At 71.2% G+C, this 18,821-nt stretch carries 23 protein-coding genes; 14 read left to right on the forward strand and 9 right to left on the reverse strand.

What is annotated here, in order from left to right; all coding sequences use genetic code 11:
- Positions 1-55 precede the first annotated feature (55 nt).
- Positions 56-1,324 carry a cation:proton antiporter gene (locus FHR33_RS28530; protein ID WP_183653968.1) on the reverse strand — a complete coding sequence of 423 codons (1,269 nt, stop codon included), beginning with the start codon at positions 1,322-1,324 and terminating at the stop codon, positions 56-58.
- 142 nt (positions 1,325-1,466) lie between these two features.
- On the opposite strand from FHR33_RS28530, the gene FHR33_RS28535 reads away from it, so the two are divergent.
- Positions 1,467-2,390 carry a YobF C-terminal domain-containing protein gene (locus FHR33_RS28535; protein ID WP_183653970.1) on the forward strand — a complete coding sequence of 308 codons (924 nt, stop codon included), beginning with the start codon at positions 1,467-1,469 and terminating at the stop codon, positions 2,388-2,390.
- Here FHR33_RS28535 and FHR33_RS28540 read toward each other — a convergent pair.
- A complete protein-coding gene (locus tag FHR33_RS28540; protein ID WP_183653972.1) occupies positions 2,385-3,947 on the reverse strand; it encodes an MFS transporter in 1,563 nt (520 codons plus the stop codon). The genes FHR33_RS28535 and FHR33_RS28540 overlap by 6 nt on opposite strands.
- Before the next feature lie 115 nt (positions 3,948-4,062).
- On the opposite strand from FHR33_RS28540, the gene FHR33_RS28545 reads away from it, so the two are divergent.
- Genes FHR33_RS28545 through FHR33_RS28555 form a run of 3 tightly spaced genes read left to right on the forward strand, consistent with a single transcriptional unit; the run spans position 4,063 to position 6,117 of the window.
- On the forward strand, positions 4,063-4,701 hold the full coding sequence (locus FHR33_RS28545) for a TetR/AcrR family transcriptional regulator (RefSeq protein WP_183653975.1): 639 nt from the start codon (positions 4,063-4,065) through the stop codon (positions 4,699-4,701).
- An 18-nt stretch (positions 4,702-4,719) separates the two neighbouring features.
- Positions 4,720-5,925: a cytochrome P450 gene (locus FHR33_RS28550; RefSeq protein ID WP_183653978.1), complete on the forward strand. Its 1,206-nt coding sequence runs from the start codon at positions 4,720-4,722 to the stop codon at positions 5,923-5,925.
- A gap of 3 nt (positions 5,926-5,928) precedes the next feature.
- Complete coding sequence (locus FHR33_RS28555; protein ID WP_183653981.1) at positions 5,929-6,117, forward strand: ferredoxin; 189 nt, start codon at positions 5,929-5,931, stop codon at positions 6,115-6,117.
- Positions 6,118-6,120: 3 nt separating this feature from the next.
- On the opposite strand, the gene FHR33_RS28560 is transcribed toward FHR33_RS28555, so the two are convergent.
- Positions 6,121-6,510 carry a hypothetical protein gene (locus FHR33_RS28560; RefSeq protein WP_183653983.1) on the reverse strand — a complete coding sequence of 130 codons (390 nt, stop codon included), beginning with the start codon at positions 6,508-6,510 and terminating at the stop codon, positions 6,121-6,123.
- 196 nt (positions 6,511-6,706) lie between these two features.
- Here FHR33_RS28560 and FHR33_RS28565 point away from each other — a divergent pair, with 196 nt between their 5' ends.
- Together FHR33_RS28565 and FHR33_RS28570 are read left to right on the forward strand one after the other, a co-directional pair.
- A complete protein-coding gene (locus FHR33_RS28565; protein ID WP_183653986.1) occupies positions 6,707-7,261 on the forward strand; it encodes a TetR/AcrR family transcriptional regulator in 555 nt (184 codons plus the stop codon).
- A 5-nt stretch (positions 7,262-7,266) separates the two neighbouring features.
- Positions 7,267-8,469: an FAD-dependent oxidoreductase gene (locus tag FHR33_RS28570; RefSeq protein ID WP_183653989.1), complete on the forward strand. Its 1,203-nt coding sequence runs from the start codon at positions 7,267-7,269 to the stop codon at positions 8,467-8,469.
- Positions 8,470-8,474: 5 nt separating this feature from the next.
- On the opposite strand, the gene FHR33_RS28575 is transcribed toward FHR33_RS28570, so the two are convergent.
- From FHR33_RS28575 to FHR33_RS28590, 4 genes are all read right to left on the reverse strand, one after another.
- Positions 8,475-9,281 (reverse strand): alpha/beta fold hydrolase, encoded by an 807-nt coding sequence (locus tag FHR33_RS28575; protein ID WP_183653992.1) that lies wholly within the window; start codon positions 9,279-9,281, stop codon positions 8,475-8,477.
- A gap of 13 nt (positions 9,282-9,294) precedes the next feature.
- Complete coding sequence (locus FHR33_RS28580) at positions 9,295-9,687, reverse strand: VOC family protein (RefSeq protein ID WP_183653995.1); 393 nt, start codon at positions 9,685-9,687, stop codon at positions 9,295-9,297.
- Between the two features lie 117 nt (positions 9,688-9,804).
- Positions 9,805-10,773, reverse strand: coding sequence for an AraC-like ligand-binding domain-containing protein (locus FHR33_RS28585; RefSeq protein ID WP_183653998.1), 969 nt, complete (start codon positions 10,771-10,773; stop codon positions 9,805-9,807).
- A 58-nt stretch (positions 10,774-10,831) separates the two neighbouring features.
- Positions 10,832-11,770: a GlxA family transcriptional regulator gene (locus FHR33_RS28590; protein WP_221241287.1), complete on the reverse strand. Its 939-nt coding sequence runs from the start codon at positions 11,768-11,770 to the stop codon at positions 10,832-10,834.
- Between the two features lie 102 nt (positions 11,771-11,872).
- Between FHR33_RS28590 and FHR33_RS28595 the strand changes: the two genes are divergently transcribed.
- From FHR33_RS28595 to FHR33_RS28630, 8 genes are all read left to right on the forward strand, one after another.
- On the forward strand, positions 11,873-12,367 hold the full coding sequence (locus FHR33_RS28595) for an anthrone oxygenase family protein (protein WP_246452156.1): 495 nt from the start codon (positions 11,873-11,875) through the stop codon (positions 12,365-12,367).
- Positions 12,368-12,438: 71 nt separating this feature from the next.
- Positions 12,439-13,260, forward strand: a complete 822-nt coding sequence (locus tag FHR33_RS28600) for an NmrA family NAD(P)-binding protein (RefSeq protein WP_183654003.1) — start codon at positions 12,439-12,441, stop codon at positions 13,258-13,260.
- Between the two features lie 241 nt (positions 13,261-13,501).
- Positions 13,502-14,530, forward strand: coding sequence for a hypothetical protein (locus FHR33_RS28605; RefSeq protein WP_183654006.1), 1,029 nt, complete (start codon positions 13,502-13,504; stop codon positions 14,528-14,530).
- 51 nt (positions 14,531-14,581) lie between these two features.
- Positions 14,582-15,082, forward strand: a complete 501-nt coding sequence (locus tag FHR33_RS28610; RefSeq protein WP_183654009.1) for a GNAT family N-acetyltransferase — start codon at positions 14,582-14,584, stop codon at positions 15,080-15,082.
- A 64-nt stretch (positions 15,083-15,146) separates the two neighbouring features.
- Positions 15,147-15,734, forward strand: a complete 588-nt coding sequence (locus tag FHR33_RS28615) for a TetR/AcrR family transcriptional regulator (protein WP_246452157.1) — start codon at positions 15,147-15,149, stop codon at positions 15,732-15,734.
- Positions 15,731-16,492, forward strand: coding sequence for an alpha/beta fold hydrolase (locus FHR33_RS28620; RefSeq protein ID WP_183654013.1), 762 nt, complete (start codon positions 15,731-15,733; stop codon positions 16,490-16,492). Before FHR33_RS28615 ends, FHR33_RS28620 begins: the two co-directional genes overlap by 4 nt.
- A 119-nt stretch (positions 16,493-16,611) precedes the next feature.
- On the forward strand, positions 16,612-17,064 hold the full coding sequence (locus FHR33_RS28625; protein WP_183654016.1) for a hypothetical protein: 453 nt from the start codon (positions 16,612-16,614) through the stop codon (positions 17,062-17,064).
- On the forward strand, positions 17,051-17,605 hold the full coding sequence (locus tag FHR33_RS28630) for a DUF3995 domain-containing protein (RefSeq protein WP_183654019.1): 555 nt from the start codon (positions 17,051-17,053) through the stop codon (positions 17,603-17,605). Before FHR33_RS28625 ends, FHR33_RS28630 begins: the two co-directional genes overlap by 14 nt.
- 73 nt (positions 17,606-17,678) lie before the next feature.
- On the opposite strand, the gene FHR33_RS28635 is transcribed toward FHR33_RS28630, so the two are convergent.
- Entirely contained in the window at positions 17,679-18,272 is a 594-nt protein-coding gene (locus FHR33_RS28635; RefSeq protein ID WP_183654022.1) for a hypothetical protein, read from the reverse strand.
- Positions 18,265-18,792 (reverse strand): hypothetical protein, encoded by a 528-nt coding sequence (locus FHR33_RS28640; RefSeq protein WP_183654024.1) that lies wholly within the window; start codon positions 18,790-18,792, stop codon positions 18,265-18,267. The genes FHR33_RS28635 and FHR33_RS28640 overlap by 8 nt, the downstream gene beginning before the upstream one ends.
- Positions 18,793-18,821 lie beyond the last annotated feature (29 nt).

An 18,821-nucleotide genomic window follows, 5' to 3' on the forward strand; every position in this document is an offset into this window, starting at 1 on the left:
TTCCTACCCGTACAAGCCGGGCATTATGGCTGCGCCGAAATGAGGCGGCAGGGCGTCAGGAGTCGCGTTCGGCGAGCGACGACGGTTGCGGGGTGCCCCGCAGCCGATCGAGGCGCGACATGATCGGGGTGGAGGTGACCCCGTGCAGCACGATGGAGGCCACCACGGTGAAGGCGGCCACCGCCCACAGCTCCTCCTGGGGCACGCCGAAATCGGCCTGCCCGAGCGCGTACGCGAGGTAGTAGAGCGAGCCGATGCCGCGGATCCCGAAGAAGGACGTGACGGCCCGCTCGCGCGGGCCCGCAGGGCCGCCCAGTTGGACCAGCCACCCGGTCAGCGGGCGGATCACCACCAGCAGCAGGAGGGCGACGGCGGCGCCGCGCCAGGTCAGCGAGGCCAGGCCGCCCGCCGCGACGAAGCCGCCGAGCAGAAGCAGGAGCCAGGCGGTGAGCAGCCGTTCGATCTGCTCGATGAAGCCGTGCAGGATGCCGTTGTAGCCGTGGCTGCGCTCGGCGTTCCTGATCGCGCAGGCGGTGACGAAGACGGCGATGAAGCCGTAGCCGTGGACGAGCTCGGTCAGGCCGTACGCCAGGAAGGTGCTGGCCAGGGCGACGAACCCGTCGCGGTGCTCGGCCAGGCGCAGGTTCTCGGTCTTGGCGTGGAAGAACAGGCGGCCGAGCAGCCAGCCGATCAACAGCCCGCCGAGGACTCCGGCGGAGATCCGGTAGAGCACGTCCACCAGCGCCCATTCGCCCACCCACGCGGTGCCGCCCGTGGCGGCCATGGCGATGGCGGCGTAGACGATGGGGAAGGCCAGCCCGTCGTTGAGCCCGGCTTCGGAGGTGAGGGAGAAGCGGACCTCGTCGTCGGCGTTCTCGGCGTCGACGGGCTCTCCCACCTGCACGTCGGAGGCCAGCACGGGGTCGGTGGGCGCGAGCACCGCGCCGAGCAGCACCGCCGCCGCCAGCGGCCAGCCCAGCAGCCACGCGGTGACTGCCGCGACGGCCACCACGGTGAGCGGCATGGTCCCGCCGAGCAGCCGCCAGGTCGTCGACCAACTGCGCAGGCCGAGCCTGCGGTTGATCGCCAGGCCCGCGCCCATGAGCGAGATGACCACACAGATCTCGGTGACGTGCTCCAGCGCCACCCTGTGGGCGACGGGATCGACCTCGGGCAGCGGAAGGGGGAGCAGGAACAGCAGCAGCCCGCCGAGCAGGCAGGCCAGCGGCAGGGAGAAGGGCAGCCGATTCAGCACGCCGGGCAGCACCGCGGCCAGCAGCGCGCCCGCGCCACCGATGGCGAAGATGAGATCAGGGTTGTTCACCGGCTTTCACCTGCCCCGCTGGTCTCATGAAAACTGAAATATCACGTCTCCGTGGGCGACCGGCGGCACCGCCGCGCCAGGCCGGCCTCCGTCCTCTCGTGGCGCTTGACCCTGACACCGTGTCAGCCGTCATGCTCCCCGCATGTCCATCCCCTATGTCGGCTCGGGTCCGTACTGCTACGCGAACGCGCTCGCCATGATGCTGGGCGCCGAGGCGCCCCCGCCCTCCGTCATCGAGGTCCTGACCGGCTCGCCGTACGGCATGCAGCTGATCGGTGGCCGGATGCCCCTCTTCGATCCCTTCGGCTGGGACCCCGAGCAGGGGCTCGACGCCGCGATCGAGCTGCTCGGCTGGTCGTGCGAGCGCGGCGACGGCGGCTCGGCGGCCGAGGCCCTCGACCGGCTGCGCAGGGCCTGCCAGGAGGGCCCGGTCCTGGCGGGCCCGCTGGAGATGGGGCTGCTGGCGCACCAGCCCGGCTCCGGCCGGGCGGTCGGGGCCGACCACTACGTGGTGGTGCTGGCAGTGGACGACGACACCGTGCTCCTGCACGACCCGGAGGGCCACCCGTACGCCACGGTGCCGACCGGGGTCTTCGCCGAGTCCTGGCGCGGCGAGTTGGTCGCCTACCTGGAACGCCCTTACGCGATGCGGTCGGGCTTCGTGAGGCGGGAGCGGGTGAGCCAGGCCGAGGCGCTGCGGCGTTCGCTGCCGGCAGGTGTGGCCTGGCTGGGGGGCAGGAAGGACAAGCCCGTCCCTCCGGGGACGCTGGGGCAGGCGGAGGCGGCCGAGCGCACGGCCGAGCTCGTGGCGGAAGGGCTGGATCCCGAGGTCAGGCAGCTGTGGCAGGCGTTCGCCGTCAGGGTGGGCGCGCGCAGGCTGAACGATCTGGCCGTCTGCCTCGCCTCGATGGGACGGGAGGAGGGCGCCGCCGTCGCCGCCGGACAGGCCCGCATCGTGGGAGGGCTCCAGCGGCCTGTCGTGGCGGGCGACGACGCGGCGCTCATGGCGGGGCTGCGCGAGCTGGCCCCGACCTATGAGCGGCTGCGCGCCGTCCTCGGCTCATGAGGGCACAGGGGCCGCGGGTGCCGGCTCCAGGTGGGGTGGCTGGTCGGCCGTCGGCGGGACCTGCCTGAGGAAGACGAAGGCCACGCCGGCCGCGAGGACCACGATCCCCGCGCTGATCATCGCCGCTGTCTGCAGGGCGCTGGTGAAGGCCGATCCCGCCGCGTCGAGGAGCGCGTCGGCGGCCGGTCCCTGGAGCCGTCCCGCCGCGGCGGCGGCGCCGCCCAGTGTGTCGCCTGCGATGGCCGCCTCCTCGGCGGGAAGCCCTTCGGGCAGGGTCAGCCGCGCCCGGTAGACGGCGGTGGCGATGCTGCCGAACAGCGCCAGGCCGAAGGCGCCGCCGAACTCCTGGACGGTCTCCGACAGGGAGGAGGCGGAGCCCGAACGCTCGGGCGGTGCCGACCCCACGATCAGGTCGGTCCCGAGCACCATGAGCGGGGAGGCGCCGAGGAAGAAGACGACCTGTCCGACGACGACGGCCGCCAGGCCGGACGTGGGGCTCGCCTGGGCGATCAGGGCGACCCCCGCGGCGCCTGCCAGCAGTCCCACGCCGATGACGACGGCCGGCCGCAGCCTGCGGGCCAGCAGCGGCGAGACGACCAGGCCCACCGTGACCGCCACCGCTGGAGGCAGTGACCACAGCCCCGCCTCCAGCGGTGACAGACCCAGCACCAGCTGCAGGTACTGCGCGGAGAGCAGGCCGATGCCGGGGCCCACCAGGATGGTGAGCATCAGGGTGCCCAGCGAGGCGCTGAACTTCCGCTCCGCGAAGAGCGACAGGTCCAGGAGAGGGTCGGCCAGCCCGCGCTGCCTGCGCACGAACGCGACACCGAGCGCGAGCCCAGCGAGGACGGTCAGGACGGGCGGCAGGGCGAGGCCGTAGGCGGCGATCTCCTTGAGACCGTAGATCATCGCCAGGATGGCGGTCAGGGACAGCAGCACGCTGGTCACGTCCAGGCGGCCGGCACCGGGGTTGCGGTACTCGGGCAGCAACATCGGACCCGCCACCAGCAGCACCGCCATGACCGGCACGCCCAGCAGGAAGACCGAGCCCCACCAGAAGTTCTCCAGCAGCACCCCGCCCACGACGGGACCGAGCACCATGCCGCCGGTGAATCCGGTCATCCACAGGCTGATGGCCACCGTGCGCTGGCCGGGATCGTGGAACATGTTGCTGATCAGCGACAGCGTGGACGGCATGAGCGTCGCCCCCGCGATGCCGAGCAACGCCCGCGCGGCGATCAGCGACTCGGCACTGGGCGCGTAGGCGGCGAGCAACGAGGCCAGGCCGAACGCGGCGCCCCCGATCAGCAGCAGCCGCCTGCGGCCGATGCGGTCGCCCAGCGTGCCCATCGTGATCAGGAAGCCCGCCACGAGGAATCCGTAGATGTCGTTGATCCACAACAGCTGGGTCGCGCTGGGCCGCAGATCCGCGCTGAGCATGGGCACGGCCAGGTGGAGCACGCTCATGTCGATGGACAGCAAAAGGGTCGGCAGGACCAGGACGGCGAGCCCGGTCCACTCCCGCCGCCCCGCCTTGATGATCACGTTGGCGTTCATGGGCCCCACGCTAGGAGCTCAAGCATGGTTGAGGTCAACCGCACTGGACAGTGACTACACACGTGTGTAGCGTCTTGTATGAGCGAGTAGCCAGCTATACGGATGGATAGGACAGATGAACGCGTCCGGACCCGACCCCGAGGACCTCACCGCGCGCGCCCGCATCAGGGACGCCGCGATGCGGCACTTCGCCGAGCAGGGGTTCGAGCGGGCCACGATCAGGGGCATCGCCGAGACCGCCGGCGTGTCGTCAGGGCTGGTGCGCCACCACTTCGGCTCCAAGCAGGGGCTGAGGGAGGCGTGTGACGCGCACCTGGCCAAGATGATCCGCAGGCTCAACGACGAGGTCAGGTCGGGCCACGCGCTCGACAAAGCCAACCCCGTCGCCACCGCCAACGCCGCGATGGGCCCCTACCAGCGCTACCTGGCCCGCGCGCTGGTCGAGGGGTCGGCCGAGACCGTCTTCGACCAGATGGTCGAGCTCAGCGAGGAATGGCTGGCGGAGGCCGACGAGAAGCGGTCCGACACGCCCGACGTCGACAGGAAGGCCAGGGCGACCGTGGGCACCGCGATGGCGCTCGCGGTCGCCGTCCTGCACAAGCACGTGTCGAGGGGCCTGGGCGTGGACCTGAACACCCCGGAGGGCGACCTGCTGTTGGCCAGGACCCTCATCGACATCTACTCGCATCCCATGCTCAGCGTCGAGGAGGCCGCCGAGGTGAGAGCCGCCCTCGACAACCTGTCACCAGGCTGACCCTTCGAAAGGGGCATGATGTCCGAGTTCGAGGCGCCCGTGCCACTCCCCACGGCCCGGAAGGCGGGCTGTCCCTTCGACCCTCCTGAGGAGCTCGCGCGGCTGCGCGGGGAGCGTCCGATCAGCCCCATGGCCTACCCCGACGGTCACGTCGGCTGGCTCGTCACCAGCCACGCCCTGGTGCGCGCCGTCCTCGCTGATCCCCGCTTCAGCCACAGGGCCGACCTCACGCACGCCCCCATCGGCGGCACGCGCGTGGGCCCGGCCCGGCCCGCGCCGCCCGGGATCTTCACCTCGATGGACCCGCCCGAGCACACCCGCTACCGGCACCTGCTCACCGGCCAGTTCACCGTCCGCAGGATGCGCCGGCTGACCGGCAGGATCCAGGAGATCACCGCCGAACACCTGGACGCGATGGAGCGGCAGGGGCCCACCGCCGACCTCATGGAGGCGTTCGCGCTGCCGATTCCCGGCCTGGTCATCTGCGAGCTGCTCGGGGTGCCCACGACGGAGCGCGCCAGGTTCCAGAGCGACATGTCCAAGCTGATGAGCCTGGAGGTCTCCACGGAGGAGAAGATCGCCGCCTTCGGCGCGCTGCAGGCGTTCATGCTCGACCTGGTGCTCGCCAAGCGCGCCGAGCCCACCGACGACCTGCTGGGCGGGCTGGCCACCGCCGCCGACCTGACCGACGAGGAGCTGGCCAACATCGGCGGCGTCCTGATGGGCGCGGGGTTCGAGACCACCGCGAACATGCTCGCCCTCGGCGCCTACGCCCTCATGAGCCATCCCGGTCAGCTCGCCGCCCTCCGCGCGGACGCGGACCTCGCCGACCAGGCCGTCGAGGAGCTCCTGCGCTACCTGAGCGTCATCCCCGGCACCGTCAGAGCCGCGCTCGAGGATGTCGAGCTCGGTGGACGGATCGTCAAGGCGGGCCAGTCGGTCACGGTCTCCATCCCGGCGGCCAACCACGACCCCGAACACTTCGCCGACCCCGGCACGCTCGATCTTCACCGGCCCACCGCGGGACACGTCGCCTTCGGCCACGGCATCCACCAATGTCTGGGGCAGCAGCTGGCACGGGTCGAGATGCGGGTCGCGCTCCCCGCGCTGTTCGACAGGTTCCCCGCGCTGCGTCTCGCCGTCCCGCCCGAGGAGGTGCCCCTGCGCACCGACATGATGATCTACGGCGTGCACCGCCTGCCGGTCACCTGGGACAAGGAGTAGTCGATGCGGATCGACGTGGACAGGGGGCGCTGCTGCGGCGCGGGCATGTGCGCGCTGACGGCGCCGGAGGTGTTCGACCAGAGCGAGGACGACGGGCTGGTGGTCGTGCTCGACGCCGCCCCCGCGCCCGAGCACGAGGCGGCCGTGCGGAGAGCCGCGACCCTCTGCCCGTCGGGAGCGATCACCCTCTGACGCTCAGAAGTGGACGGCGCGGATCTCCGTCACGGTGAACTCGTCGACGATGTGACGGTTCTGCAGCAGGAACCCGACCACGCCCGCCACCGCCTCCGCGCCCAGGGCGGCTCTCACCTGGCCGCTCAGCAGGTAGACGAGCGGGGTCGACGGCTGGGTGAGCGCCAGGCCCCTGTCGTGGCGGTGCACGTCCTGCAGCGCCCTGATCGGGATCGGCCGCGCCGTGGTGAACCACGCGGCCACATCCCACAGCGGCAGCGAGGGGTCGGCCTCGGCCGAGGCGTGGTAGCAGGTGACGCAGCCGCGTCCGGCGTGCTGACCGTGCGGACAGGTCCACTGGACGACGTCGGCGCGGCTCTGGTCGCGGGTGCTCAGGATCGCGGCCTCGGTCACGCGGCGGCGCGCCGGCCGTTCCTCGTGCGGGGGATAGGAGTCGCTGCTGATGATCCGATCCCTTCACGCTTACGTTCCGACACATCCGAGCCTAGCCTCGCGTGCGGCGCGGTTGAAGCCGCGCGGGATGCCCCCGTTGCGACGGTTTTCGCGATCGCCTATTGTTTGAGTAAACGTTTATTCAATGGATGGGCTGATGACGAAGACGCGAAGGGAACAGGCCGAGTGGCGGCGCGAGCAACTGCTCGACGCGGCGCTGAAGGTGTTCGCGGCCAAGGGCGTGGACGGCGCGTCGGTCAAGGACATCGCCGAAGCGGCGGGGGTGACGCCGGGGCTGCTGTACCGCTACTTCGAGAGCAAGGAGGCCCTGGTCACGACCCTGCTGTCCGAGCGGGGGTTCCTGCCGCAGCTGCGCGAGCTCCTGACGGCCGACCACCGCGGACGGCCGGCCGTCGAGATGCTGACCGAGCTGCTGGGCGCCTTCGACGCGCTGCTCGCCGACAACGCCGACCTCATGGCGGTGTTCTTCGGCGCCACCCAGGCGCGCGCGGCGCTGGCGGAGCTGGTGGGCGAGGGGCAGCGGCTGATCGGCGACTTCCTGGCCGCGCGTGTCGCGGAGGGCGAGCTTCGTCCCCACGACACGGCCACGGCGGCCAGGACGCTCTTCGCCACCGTGGCCGTCAGCCGGAGGACCGGATCCCCCCTCGACGTCGCACGCCTCGTCGAGCTGCTCTTCCCCCACGAAAGGTGAGACACGTGCGAACCGAGACCACCAGATGCTGCGTCGTCGGCGGCGGCCCCGCCGGGATGATGGCCGGCCTGCTGCTGGCCCGCCAAGGAGTCGAGGTGATCGTGCTGGAGAAGCACGCCGACTTCCTCAGGGACTTCAGGGGCGACACCGTCCACCCCTCCACGCTGGAGCTGATCGCCGAGCTGGGCTGGATCGAGGAGTTCCTTCGCCTGCCGCACACCAGGATGTCCGACGTCACCGTGAACCTGGGCGGCAAGGCCGTCACCTTCGCCGACTTCAGCAGGCTGAAGGTGCGCTGCCCCTACATCGCCTTCATGCCGCAGTGGGACGTGCTCGACTTCCTGGCGGGCAAGGCGGAGGCGTACCCGTCCTTCCGCCTGCTGCGCAGCACCGAGGCGACAGAGCTGATCACGGAGGAGGGGCGGGCCGTCGGCGTGCTGGCGACCACCGCGGAGGGGCCGGTCGAGGTGCGGGCCGACCTGGTGATCGCCGCGGACGGCCGGCACTCCACGATCCGTGCGAGCGCCGGCCTGGAGCCCGTGGCCGGCTCACCTCCCATGGACGTGCTGTGGTTCCACCTGCCCCGGCGGCAGGACGACCAGGTGCCCTTCTTCCAGGGCGGCAAGGGGGCGCTGATCTCCATCGACAGGGGCGAGTACTGGCAGCTGGCCTACGCGATCCCGGCGGCGGCGTTCGCGGGGATCGAGGAGGCGGGCCTGACCGCCTTCAGGGAGCAGATCGCGGGCCTGGCCCCCGTCCTGCGTGACCGCGTCGAGCTGATCGACAGCTGGGACCGGGTGCACCAGCTGACGGTGAGGGTCGACCGGCTGCCGCGGTGGCACAGGCCCGGCCTGCTGTGCATCGGTGACGCCGCCCACGCCATGTCGCCGGCGGGCGGCGTGGGCATCAACCTGGCGGTGCAGGACGCGGTCGCCACCGCCAACCTGCTCGGCCCTGTCCTCCTGCGACCCGGTGTGCCGGGCGAGGCCGACCTGGCGGCGGTCCAGTCGCGCAGGCAGCGCGCCGCGAAGGTGACCCAGGCCTTCCAGCTCGGCATCCTGCGTGACCTGTACCCCAAGGACCTGACCGACGACACGACCGAGCACGTGCCGCCGATCTTCACCGCGTTCAGGGCGCTGCCGCCGCTGCGCCACCTCATGGGCCGCTTCATCGGCATGGGCGTACGCCCCGAGCACGTCTCCCTCTGACGTCGTCAGGCGGCGACGAAGAACTCCAGCAGCTCAGGGGCGAGGGCCTGAGCGGACACGTTGTGCGTCTGGCCCTCCAGCACGCGGTGGAGAGCCCCTGGAACGCTCTTCGCGACGGCCCTTCCCGCGCTGGTCATCCACGCGGGACTGCGTTCGCCGTTCAGCACGAGGGTGGGCCGGTTGATCGCTCCCAGCAGCCCCGCGGGCAGGGCGTTGCCCGGCCCCATGACGGCGGCCTCGTACGCCAGGGTGTGGGCGACCGCTTCCAGCTCAGGCCAGGACGGGTCGGCCCGCATCGCGGTCACCGCCTCCACAGGGACCTCGGCGGCCTCGACCATGAACCGTTCGACGACCTCCGCGCGCCGCCCCTGCCCGACCAGCGCCTCCAGCTGTGCGGCGAAGTCGTCCGGCAGGCAGGGCGCGCTCTCGTCGACGTGGTACGGAGGCTCCCAGACGGCGAGCTTGGAGATGGCCGGGTCGCGGGCCGTCGCCTCCAGCGCCAGGGCGGCGCCGGAGGATCCGCCGAAGACCATGGCCGACCCGCCTGCCGCCTCGATGACGGCGGCCAGGTCCTCGATCTCCCTGTGCACGGCGTAGGGCGGGGTGTCGCCGCTGGCTCCCCGGCCACGACGGTCGTAGTTGAACACGGTGAACCACGGGGCCAGGGCCGCCGCCACGCCGTACAGCGTGGGGTGCCTCCTGTCGGTGAAAGCGCCGTGCACCAGGACGACCGCCGGGCCCGAGCCTGATCGGTCGAACGCGATGCGGGTGCCGTCGGCCGACGTCGCCGTGCGGGACACGGGTTCGGTCATCACGCGCGCGCCCTCAGCCCGCGGGGGTCGCCAGGCACAGGGCCGCCCAGTGGTGGCCGTCGAGATCGGCGAAGCCGCGCTGGTAGCGGTAGCCGTCGTTCACCGGCTCGCCGACGGGCTCGGCGCCCGCCGCTATCGCCTTGTCGACCAGCTCGTCGACCTGCTGGGGGTTCTCCAGGCCCAGGACGAGGATCGTCTGGGTGGTCTTGGTGGGGTCGGCGACCTCGGTCCTGGAGTAGCCGGCGAACGTGGGCTCGGTCAGGAGCATGACCTGGGTCTGCTCGCTGATCACGACGGAGGCCATGTCCTCGCTCGCGCCGAAGTGGGTGAGGCCGAGCGCGGTGAAGAAGTCCTTCGAGCGGCTCAGGTCCTTGACCGGCAGGTTCACGAAGAGGGTGTAGGACATCGCTGGATCCTTTCCGAGGGGGTTCGCCGGTGCCGGCGAACACCTCAAGTCTGTCGATCCGGCGCCCGCGAGGCTTGTCTTCCCGTGCCCGCCGATTGACTGTGCGCGCCACGCCTCTCAGGCCTGTGGCATGAGGCAGGAGCGGCGGTACTCGGCCGGCGGCATGCCGTAGGTGTGCCGGAACAGCCGGCTGAAGTGGGCCGAGTCGGCGAGCCCCCACCTGGAGGCGATCGAGCTCACCGAGACGCGGTGGAAGGCGGGGTCGGCCAGGTCCTTGCGGCAGCGTTCGAGCCGCCGGTGACGGATCCACGCGGCCACGGTCGTGTTCTGCGTCTCGAACAGCCGGTGCAGCTGGCGTAAGGAGACATGGTGGGCGGCGGCGACGGTTCCAGGGTCGAGATCGGGCAGACCCAGGTGCTCCTCGATGAAGGAGTGGATGTTCAGCAGCAGCATGCGCGACTGCGACTCGGCGGACAGGCTCTCGGCCCTTTCGGCCCGCTCGGCGACGGCCGTGGTGATCAGGTCCATGACGACGGTGGAGAGCCGGGCCGCGCTGGCGGGCTGGTAGGTCTCCAGGTCGAGAGCGACCCTGCGGAGCAGTGGCGCGGCCAGGGCGCCGCTGCCGCCGTCCGTCGCGATCGGGACCGCGGTCAGCTTCGCGACGGAGTCGAAGGGCATGGCAAGCATCTCGTGCGGAAGGCTGAAGACGGCCAGGTGCACGGCCGAGCGGTAGGCCAGCTCGTACGGCCTGCCGAAGTCGTAGATGGCGAACTGCCCGCGCTCGAGCTGCGCGGACCTGCCGTCCTGCGCCAGGGCCAGCTCTCCTGACATGGCCAGCACCACCCGGTAGAGCGCGGGGCTGTCGCGGCGGATCAGCCCCGGCGTCCGGTGGACGCTGTGAGGGGTGGAGGTGCGCACCCTGCCCACGCCCACGGGGCCGAGCTGCCCCGCGTCGATCTCGCCCCGCAGCGGCGCGTCGGGGTCGATCCGCAGGTCGAGGGGGCCGAGCGTGTCGCAGACGATGCTTCGCCACGCGTCATGCCTGCGTGCGGCGGGCACGTCACGCGTGCGGATCAGGACGGCCATCGTCGTCGCCCTCCGTTGAGGCTGCTCCAGCCGATGGTATCGACGCCCTCGCCGCGCGTCAGCCTTGCTTGAAGGCCCTGCGGTAGTCGCGGGGCGGCACGCCTCGGCGCAGCGCGAACTGCTCCCTGAAGACGGCGGCGCTGCCGTACCCGACGTGGTGGGCGATGTTCTCGACCGGCAGGTCGGTGGTCTCCAGCAGCTCCTCGGCCAGGTTCAGGCGCTGGGCCAGCAGCCAGGCGTGCGGGGTCGCGCCGGTGGCGGCCTTGAAACGGCGGGCGAAGGAGCGCCGGCTCATCAGGGCGCGGGCGGCGAGGTCGTCGACGGAGATCCGCCGGTCCAGGTTCGCCCTGGCCCAGGCGATCACCTCGGAGAGCCGCTCGTCGTCACCGTCGTCCGCGACGGGGGCGGGCAGGTACTGCAGCTGACCGCCGCTGCGGTAGGGCGTGGTCACCAGGTCGCGGGCGATCTGGTTGGCGGTCGCGGCGCCGTGCTCACGGCGGATCAGGTACAGACACAGGTCGATGCCCGCCACGGCGCCCGCACCGGTGATGAGCCTGCCCTGGTCGATGTAGAGGGACTCCGGACGGACCCGCACGGCCGGATGGCGGGCGGCCAGGTCGGTGGCGAAGCGCCAGTGGGTGGTGGCCTCCAGGTCGTCGAGCAGCCCGGCGGCCGCGGGCAGGAACGTGCCGACACAGTGGGCGGCGATCAACGCCCCCCTCGCGTGCGCGTCGCGGAAGGCGGCGAGGACGGCCTGCGGCGGATCGGCGCGGAAGTCCATGCCCGGCAGAGCGAGGACCAGGTCGGCGCGGTCGAGCACGTCGAGGCCATGCTCGACGGACAGGGGCAGGCCGAGGTCGGTACGCAGAGTGCCGGGCCGCTCGGCGCAGACGGCGAAGTCGAAGCCGGAGCGGTTGAAGATCTCGTTCACGATGCCCAGTCCGAGGGCGGTCACTCCCTGCGGGGCATAGGCGGCGACCGATCGGAACTTTGGCACGGAAGCCACGATAGGGGCTTCGCCCGCAGCACCGCTGCCACCGGCCTCTGGGCCCGGCAGTAGCCTGTACGGCCCGCGCCACACCATGAACCGGAGACTCGCTTGAAACTTCGCGCCATCGCCCTCATCCTGTCGACGCTCAGCGCCGGGCTCATGGCAGGGCTGTTCGCCGCCTTCGCCTACGCGGTGATGCCCGGCCTGAAGAGGAGCAGCGACCGCACCCTCGTCGAGGCGATGCAGCACATCAACGTGGCCATCATCAACCCGCTCTTCATGGTCTTGTTCATGGGCGGGGTCGTGGTCATGGTGGCCGCCGTGATCCTGCACTGGAGGGGAGGGGGGAGCCCCGTCCTGCCCTGGGTCATCGCCGGCTCCGTGCTCTATCTGGTGATGTTCGCCGTCACCAGCGGCGTCAACGTGCCGCTGAACGACCAGCTCGCCAAGGCGGGCGACCCCGCGGGGATCGCCGACCTGGCCGCCGTCAGGGAGGCGTTCGAGGCCCGCTGGACCACCTGGAACATCGTCCGCGCCGTCGCCGCCACCGGCTCGTTCGGCTGCTTCGTCTGGGCGTTGATTCCGCACGGCCAATCGCGCTAACGCGGAACGTATCTTTCCGCATTGCTTCCTAATGTGGTTCTCACAGCCCGCAAGGTGTGAAGGAGATCCACATGACCATCCTCGTGACCGGTGCCACAGGGACCGTCGGCCGCCACGTCGTCGAGCAGCTCGTCGAGCGAGGCGAGCGCGTGCGCGCCCTCACCAGGAACCCGGGGAGGGCGAGCTTCCCCGAGGGTGTCGAGGTCGTGGCCGGCGATCTGACCGTGACCGCGAGCCTGACGGCCGCCTTCGAAGGCGTCACCGCGGCGCACCTGATCAACTGCGGGGGCGACGACCTGGCGGTGCTCCAGAACGGCAAGGAGATCGTCGACCTCGCGGTCGCCTCGGGGGTGCGCAGGGTGACGGTGCTGAGCGCGTGGGACGACGGCCCGCTGGAGCCGGCCGTGCAGGCCAGCTCGCTGGAGTGGACCCTCGTGCAGCCCACGGAGTTCATGGCGAACGCGCTCGACTGGGCGCAGCCGATCCGCGAGAGCGGCGAGGTGCGCGAGCCGTTCGCCGCCACCAAGACCGCGATGATCCACGAGGCCGACATCGCCGCGGTCATCGTCACGGCGCTGACCGAGGACGGGCACGCGGGGGAGAGCTACTGGCTGACCGGCCCCGAGCTGCTGGACATCCCCGAGAAGCTGCGCCTCATCTCCGAGGCCACAGGCCGTGAGATCCGCCTCGTCGAGCTGACCCGTGAGCAGGCCAGGGCGGAGATGCTGGCGGCGGGCGCGTCGGAGGAGATGATCGCGTTCAAGTTCATGGTCTTCGGCGACCTGCCGTGGGGGCCCTACACCGTGATGCCCACCTTCGAGAAGGTCACCGGCCGGCCTGGACGCACCTTCGCCCAGTGGGCGACCGAGAACGCCGACAAGTTCCGCGCCTGACCGCCGACCATGTGAATCCCCTCTGTGAAGCGGCGCGGGCTCCTGAGAAGGCCCGCGCCGCCCTTCACAAGACCTTCGACTCGGCGGCCTTCCAGGTGTTGCAGGCGCTCCGGGCCCGGCTGGTCCCCGTATGTCTGGTTCATGAGCGATTCATGCCTCATGCGTGATCACCTCTCTGGTTCACGTCGTCGCAGGCCAGCACGCTGGAGGGTGTCAGGACGACAGCGAAAGGACCTCCACCGTGCTCACCACCGCGCAGCCGAGCGACCGCCCACAGGTGGCGACGACGAGCCCCCACCGTCCCCTAGTGCTGTGCGCGGCGGCCATGGCCGTGTTGGGCGTGATCAGCGGGCTCGGGTTGGTGATCGACGAGCGACTCGTGATGGGTGAGCCCGTCTGGCTCAAGCCGTTCAAGTTCGCCGCCTCCTTCTCCCTCTACGCGACCACGCTCACCTGGATGATCGGCCAGGTCCAGCGGTGGCGCCGCACCCTGTGGTGGCTGGGCACGGTGACCGTCTTCGGCTTCGTCCTGCCGGAGATCGCGGCCATCACCTTCCAGGCGGTGCGCGGCGTGCGCAGCCACTTCAACTTCTCGACCCAGCTGGACGAGATCGTCTTCGCCGTCATGGGCGGGGCCGCCTATCTGGGATGGCTGCTGACGTTCGCGCTCGGGGTGTTCCTGCTCTTCCAGCCCAGGACCGACAGGTCGATGGCCTGGGCGATCCCGCTCGGGGTCGCCATCTCGCTGGCAGGCATGTCCATCGGCTACCTGATGACCGCTCCCACGGCCGAGCAGGCGCAGGCGCTGGACGCCGGGATCGCGATCACCACGATCGGCGCCCACAGCGTCGGCGGGCTCGACGGAGGCGCGGGAGCGCCGGTGACCGGCTGGTCCGCCGAGACCGGAGATCTCCGGGTCGCGCACTTCGTCGGTCTGCACGCCCTGCAGGTGCTGCCGCTGCTCGCCATCGCGTTGCGACTTCTCGCGCGCCGCTTCGCCGTCCTGCGCGAGGCCGCTACCCGCACCGGACTGGTGATCGTGGCCGCGCTCGGCTACGCGGGCCTGACCGGGCTGCTGGTGTGGCAGGCGCAGCGCGGGCAGCCGCTGACGCGTCCCGACCAGCTGACCCTGTCCGTGGCCGGTGCGCTCGTGGCGGCCGTGGCCATCTGCTCCGCCGGTGTGACGGCCCTGACGGCCAGGCGAGCAAGGAACGGCCAGACACCCGTCGTCGGGGCGATCCGCGACCCGCTCACGAGCGTGGCCGGGTAGCGAGCGGAAATCGGGGTGCTCCGCCGCTACGCGGTGGTTACGGTCGGGTGGATGAACGACGTTCTGGCTACCGAGCGGCTGGTGCTGCGTCCTGTGCGTCCGGGTGACCTGGCCGAGCTGCGGGCTCACTGGACCGCGCCCGACGTACGGCGGTTCCTGTTCGACGGGGCGGTCCTGTCGGCCGAGGAGATCGCGGAGATCATCAGGTCGAGCGAGCAGGACTTCGCCACCTCGGGATACGGCCTCTGGACCGTCAGGCGGCGCGAGGGGACCGAGCTGGTCGGGACGGCCGGGCTGCGCCCGCTGGAGGAGCTCGGGCTCGAGGTGGTCTACAGCCTGGCGCCGACCGCATGGGGGCAGGGGTACGCGACCGAGGCGGCGCGAGCGGTGGTCGACCACGCGTTGACCACCCTGGGCCTGCCCGAGGTGCTGGCCGAGGTGGACGAAGGCAACACCGCGTCCGTCGCTGTCGTCGAACGCCTGGGCATGACCCCCTTCGAGACGGTCGAGGGGCTGCTCGGGCCGATGGTCCGCTACCGCAGGACCCGCTGACCTCGCATCGTGCCCCCACTCACGCGCTACTATGAACAAAAAACCAATCTGTTCATATGGAGATATGATGCCACCGGCGTTCTCCGAAGCGGAGCGGGCGCGGATCACCGAGCAGCTGCTCGCCACCGCGACCCACCTGTTCTCCACGCAGGGCCTGCGCAAGACCTCCCTCGACGAGCTGACCACCCCCGCCGGCATCGCCAAGACCTCCTTCTACGCCTTCTTCACCTGCAAGGAGGACCTCTACTTCGAGGCGGCGCTGCGGCAGAACGAGGAGGTGCGCCGCCGCGTCATCGGCGAAGGGCTGCACCAGGGCGCCGACACCCGTGACGCGCTGCGCCGCTTCCTGCGGGCCACCGTCCGCGAGCTCGACACCAACCCGCTCTACCGGCGGCTGATGTCCCACCCCGACGAGATGGAGGCGGTCGCCGCCAGGCTCACCCCCGAGCGGATGGCCGCGGCGGAGGGCGGCCCGATGGCCGACCTGGTGGCCTTCCTCGGCGAACGGCTGGACGGAGACCCTCACGTGCTGCTCGGCGTGCTCAGGGCGGTTCTGCTGACTCCGCTGCACGCCGGCCATCTGGGCGCCGACCTCTACCCCACGGTGATGGAGCGCCTGATCGACGCCGTGACCGAAGGGCTGACCTCATGATGAACGGTCTGCCGCACCTGTCCATCGGGCAGGGGCCGCCGCTGGTCGTCCTGCTCTACACTCCACGGGCGGCCGACCCGGAAGGGCCGGCGCGCTGGTCCATGACGCGCATGCTGAGGCCGTTCGCCGAGCACTTCACCGTGCACGTCGTCATCCGTTCGCCAGGGCTGCCGCCGGCCACGACGATGGCCGAGCTCGCCGCCGTCTACGCCGGAGCGATCGAGGCGAGGTTCGAGGACCCGGTGAAGGTGCTGGCCGTCTCCACCGGCGGGTCCGTCGCCCTGCAACTGGCCGCCGACCATCCCCACCTCGTCGACCGCCTGGCGCTCGGAGGGACGGCCGCCACCCTGGGCCCCGTCGGCAGAAGGGCCCAACGCGCCTACATCGAACGCGCGCGACAGGGGAGGCGGCCGAGCCCCGCGCTGGCCGAGGTGGTCACCGAGTCGGCGATCGGCAGACGGCTGCTGGCGGCCCTGCTGTGGCTGTCCGACGGCGGAGGCGCCGACCACACCGACGCCGTCACCATGCTCAACGCGGAGGACGGCTTCGACCTGCGCGGACGGCTGAGCGACATCAGGGCACCCACGCTGCTGGTCCAGGGCGGCGAGGACGTCGTCTACCCGGTGGAGCTCGCCAGGCAGACGGTCGATGGCATCCCCGACGCGCGGCTCATCGTCTACCAGGGCCGCAGCCACAGCCGCACGTTCACCGACAAGCGCTTCGCCCGAGACACGCTGGCCTTCCTGAAACGCGGCTGACCAGGCCTCGCGCCGCCGCTGTGGTCTGAACGGTGTGTCGGCCCGCTCCCCCTGGGAGGGGAGGCTCTTCCCCTCCGAGGGGGAGTGCTGCCCGGCGTGCGGCTTCTACCGTCGCAGTCATGGTTGATTCTGATCGCCCACGGCGGTGGCCTGCCTACGCTGTGGCGGTGCTGTTCCTCGGCTACGCCGCGGGGAAGGCGGCCTTCGCCCTGCAGGCCAGGCTCGGGTTCCCCGGCGGTCCGCCCGTGTCGGCCGCCGAGACCGGAAGCTACTTCATGGACGCGGCCACCGCGCAGTGGTTCGCGACCGCGTCCGGCCTGGTGGGCGCGTGCGTCGCCATCGCCACGGTCACGGCCATGGGGCGCAGGGTGCCGAGGACGTTGATGCTGCTCGTGCTGGCCGGGATGCTGCTGGCCGTCGGCGGCGGCGCGGGGATCATGATCCTGGACGCGTTCGTCGGCATCGGTGTGGGCTGGCAGTGGTACCACGGAGTCCTCGGAATCCTGGTGATCGCACTGTTCCTGGAGATGATCCGGTCCTACGCGACGGCGACGAGACGTGTCGCGCACTGATCGGGCGCGGGCGGGCGCGTACGGGGCGGCGGCGTGCGCCGTGGCCTACGGCTCGATGAAGCTCGCCCAGGCGCTGGGAGCCAACGCGCTGGCCGACAAGGACCCGCTGCCCCCGCATCTGCGCGAACAGCTGCTCACCCGTGACCCCTTGTTCGTGGCGAGCCACTGGGTGCTGGCCGGAGCCGCGGTGGTCGGTGTCCTCGTCGCGCTGGCCACCGTACGGCCCTGGGGCGCGAGAGTCCCGCGCCGGTTGCTGCTCGCGATCACCTGGACGCTGGGGATCTTCATGATCACCCGGTCGATCGGGGTGGTGGGGTTCGGCTTCGTCGGCGACGCGCTGGTGCTGACCGGGGTCCGCCCGCCGCCGGTGGAGCACGCCGCGCTGGCCCGCACCCTGGCACGCTGGGACCTGCTGCTGTGGTCGCCGTTCTTCCTGCTCTGGGGGGTGTGCTGGGCCACGGCCGGATGGCGGCTGTACCGGCGCGGCCCGCACACCTCAGCGCAAGAACGTCAGGACGCGCTCGGCCACCACCGCGGCTGACCTCCCCTCCGGCCCGCCGTTGCCGAGGCCGGCCTCGAGGAGGACGGGTGGAGGCCAGTGGACCACCTGGGGATCATTCGGGTTCGGCGTGCAGGCGCACGAAGTCGTCGAGGCCCTTGCGGTAGAAGGCCAGGTCGTCTTCCATCCTGGCCTGCGTGAAGCGTTCGGGCTCGCCCTCGAACGCCGCCCTGCCCAGGTCGGTCCAGAAGAAGCCGGCCGGCAGTCGGTCGGCGCCGTCCGGCAGGAACTTCAGCGCCTCGGCGACCGCGTCGGCGGCGAAGCGCCAGTCCGTCACGATGGCCGTGTACTCGTCGTCGGAGGTGGGGTCGGCGGCGAAGAAGAGCGCCGCGTCGATCGCCCTGCGCGCGTACGTGGCACCCAGCAGCACCCACTGGCCTGGGTCGATCAGTTGGGAGAGGCCCGAGCCGAACGTCAGCTCCTCCCTCCGAGCCTCGAGTTCCGACTCGTAGGGGACGAACACCTCGGCGTCGTCGAGCCTGACCCGCCAGCCGTTCTCCTCCTCGGTCCTGACGGCACGCTCGGCCGCGCCGGGCTGCTCGCCGAGCACGGCCAGGTCGAGGTGGACATAGGCCTCGACGAGCGAGCGGGCAGGGCCCTCGCCGTAGGGCGCCTCCGGCCAGGACGAGCCGTCGAGGAAGTCAGGCATGACGCGCCGCGAGGTCACGATAGGTGTCGCGGACGATCAGGAGCCGGTCCAGCTGGAAGCGTCCGGGTTCGGCCGTGCGCATCTGCCGTCCGCGCTCGGACCAGAACCCGTCGTCGGGCACCTCCTCCTCACCTGGCGGGATGAACTTGACGACCTCCTCGACCGCCGCGGCGGCCACCGACAGCGTGCGGTGCGCCTCCTTGCTGTCGCCGGTCGGCACGTTGCCCGCGCTCAGGTCCGCCACCCACAGCCATTCGCCCGCGTCGATGAGCTCGGAAGGCTCCTGGCCGCCGAACGTGGGGTACCCCACGGGCATGACCGGCTTCTGGGGCAGGCCGAACAGGAACTCCCTGGCGTCCCCGCAGTCCTCACAGGCGCCCGCGTAGCGCTCGGCGAGCTCTCCGTTCACGCTGACCAGCGCCCTGTCCCAGGTCGTCTCCACCGAACCGCATCGCTTGCACGGATGCAGGTCGAGGTAGAGATGCGCCTCGTCCCTTGTCCGTGCGACCGCGAACGCCATAGCCGTCCTCTCCTCGGGAGTGCCCATCA

This window comes from Nonomuraea dietziae, assembly GCF_014195505.1.
Classification (GTDB): Bacteria; Actinomycetota; Actinomycetes; order Streptosporangiales; family Streptosporangiaceae; genus Nonomuraea; species Nonomuraea roseola.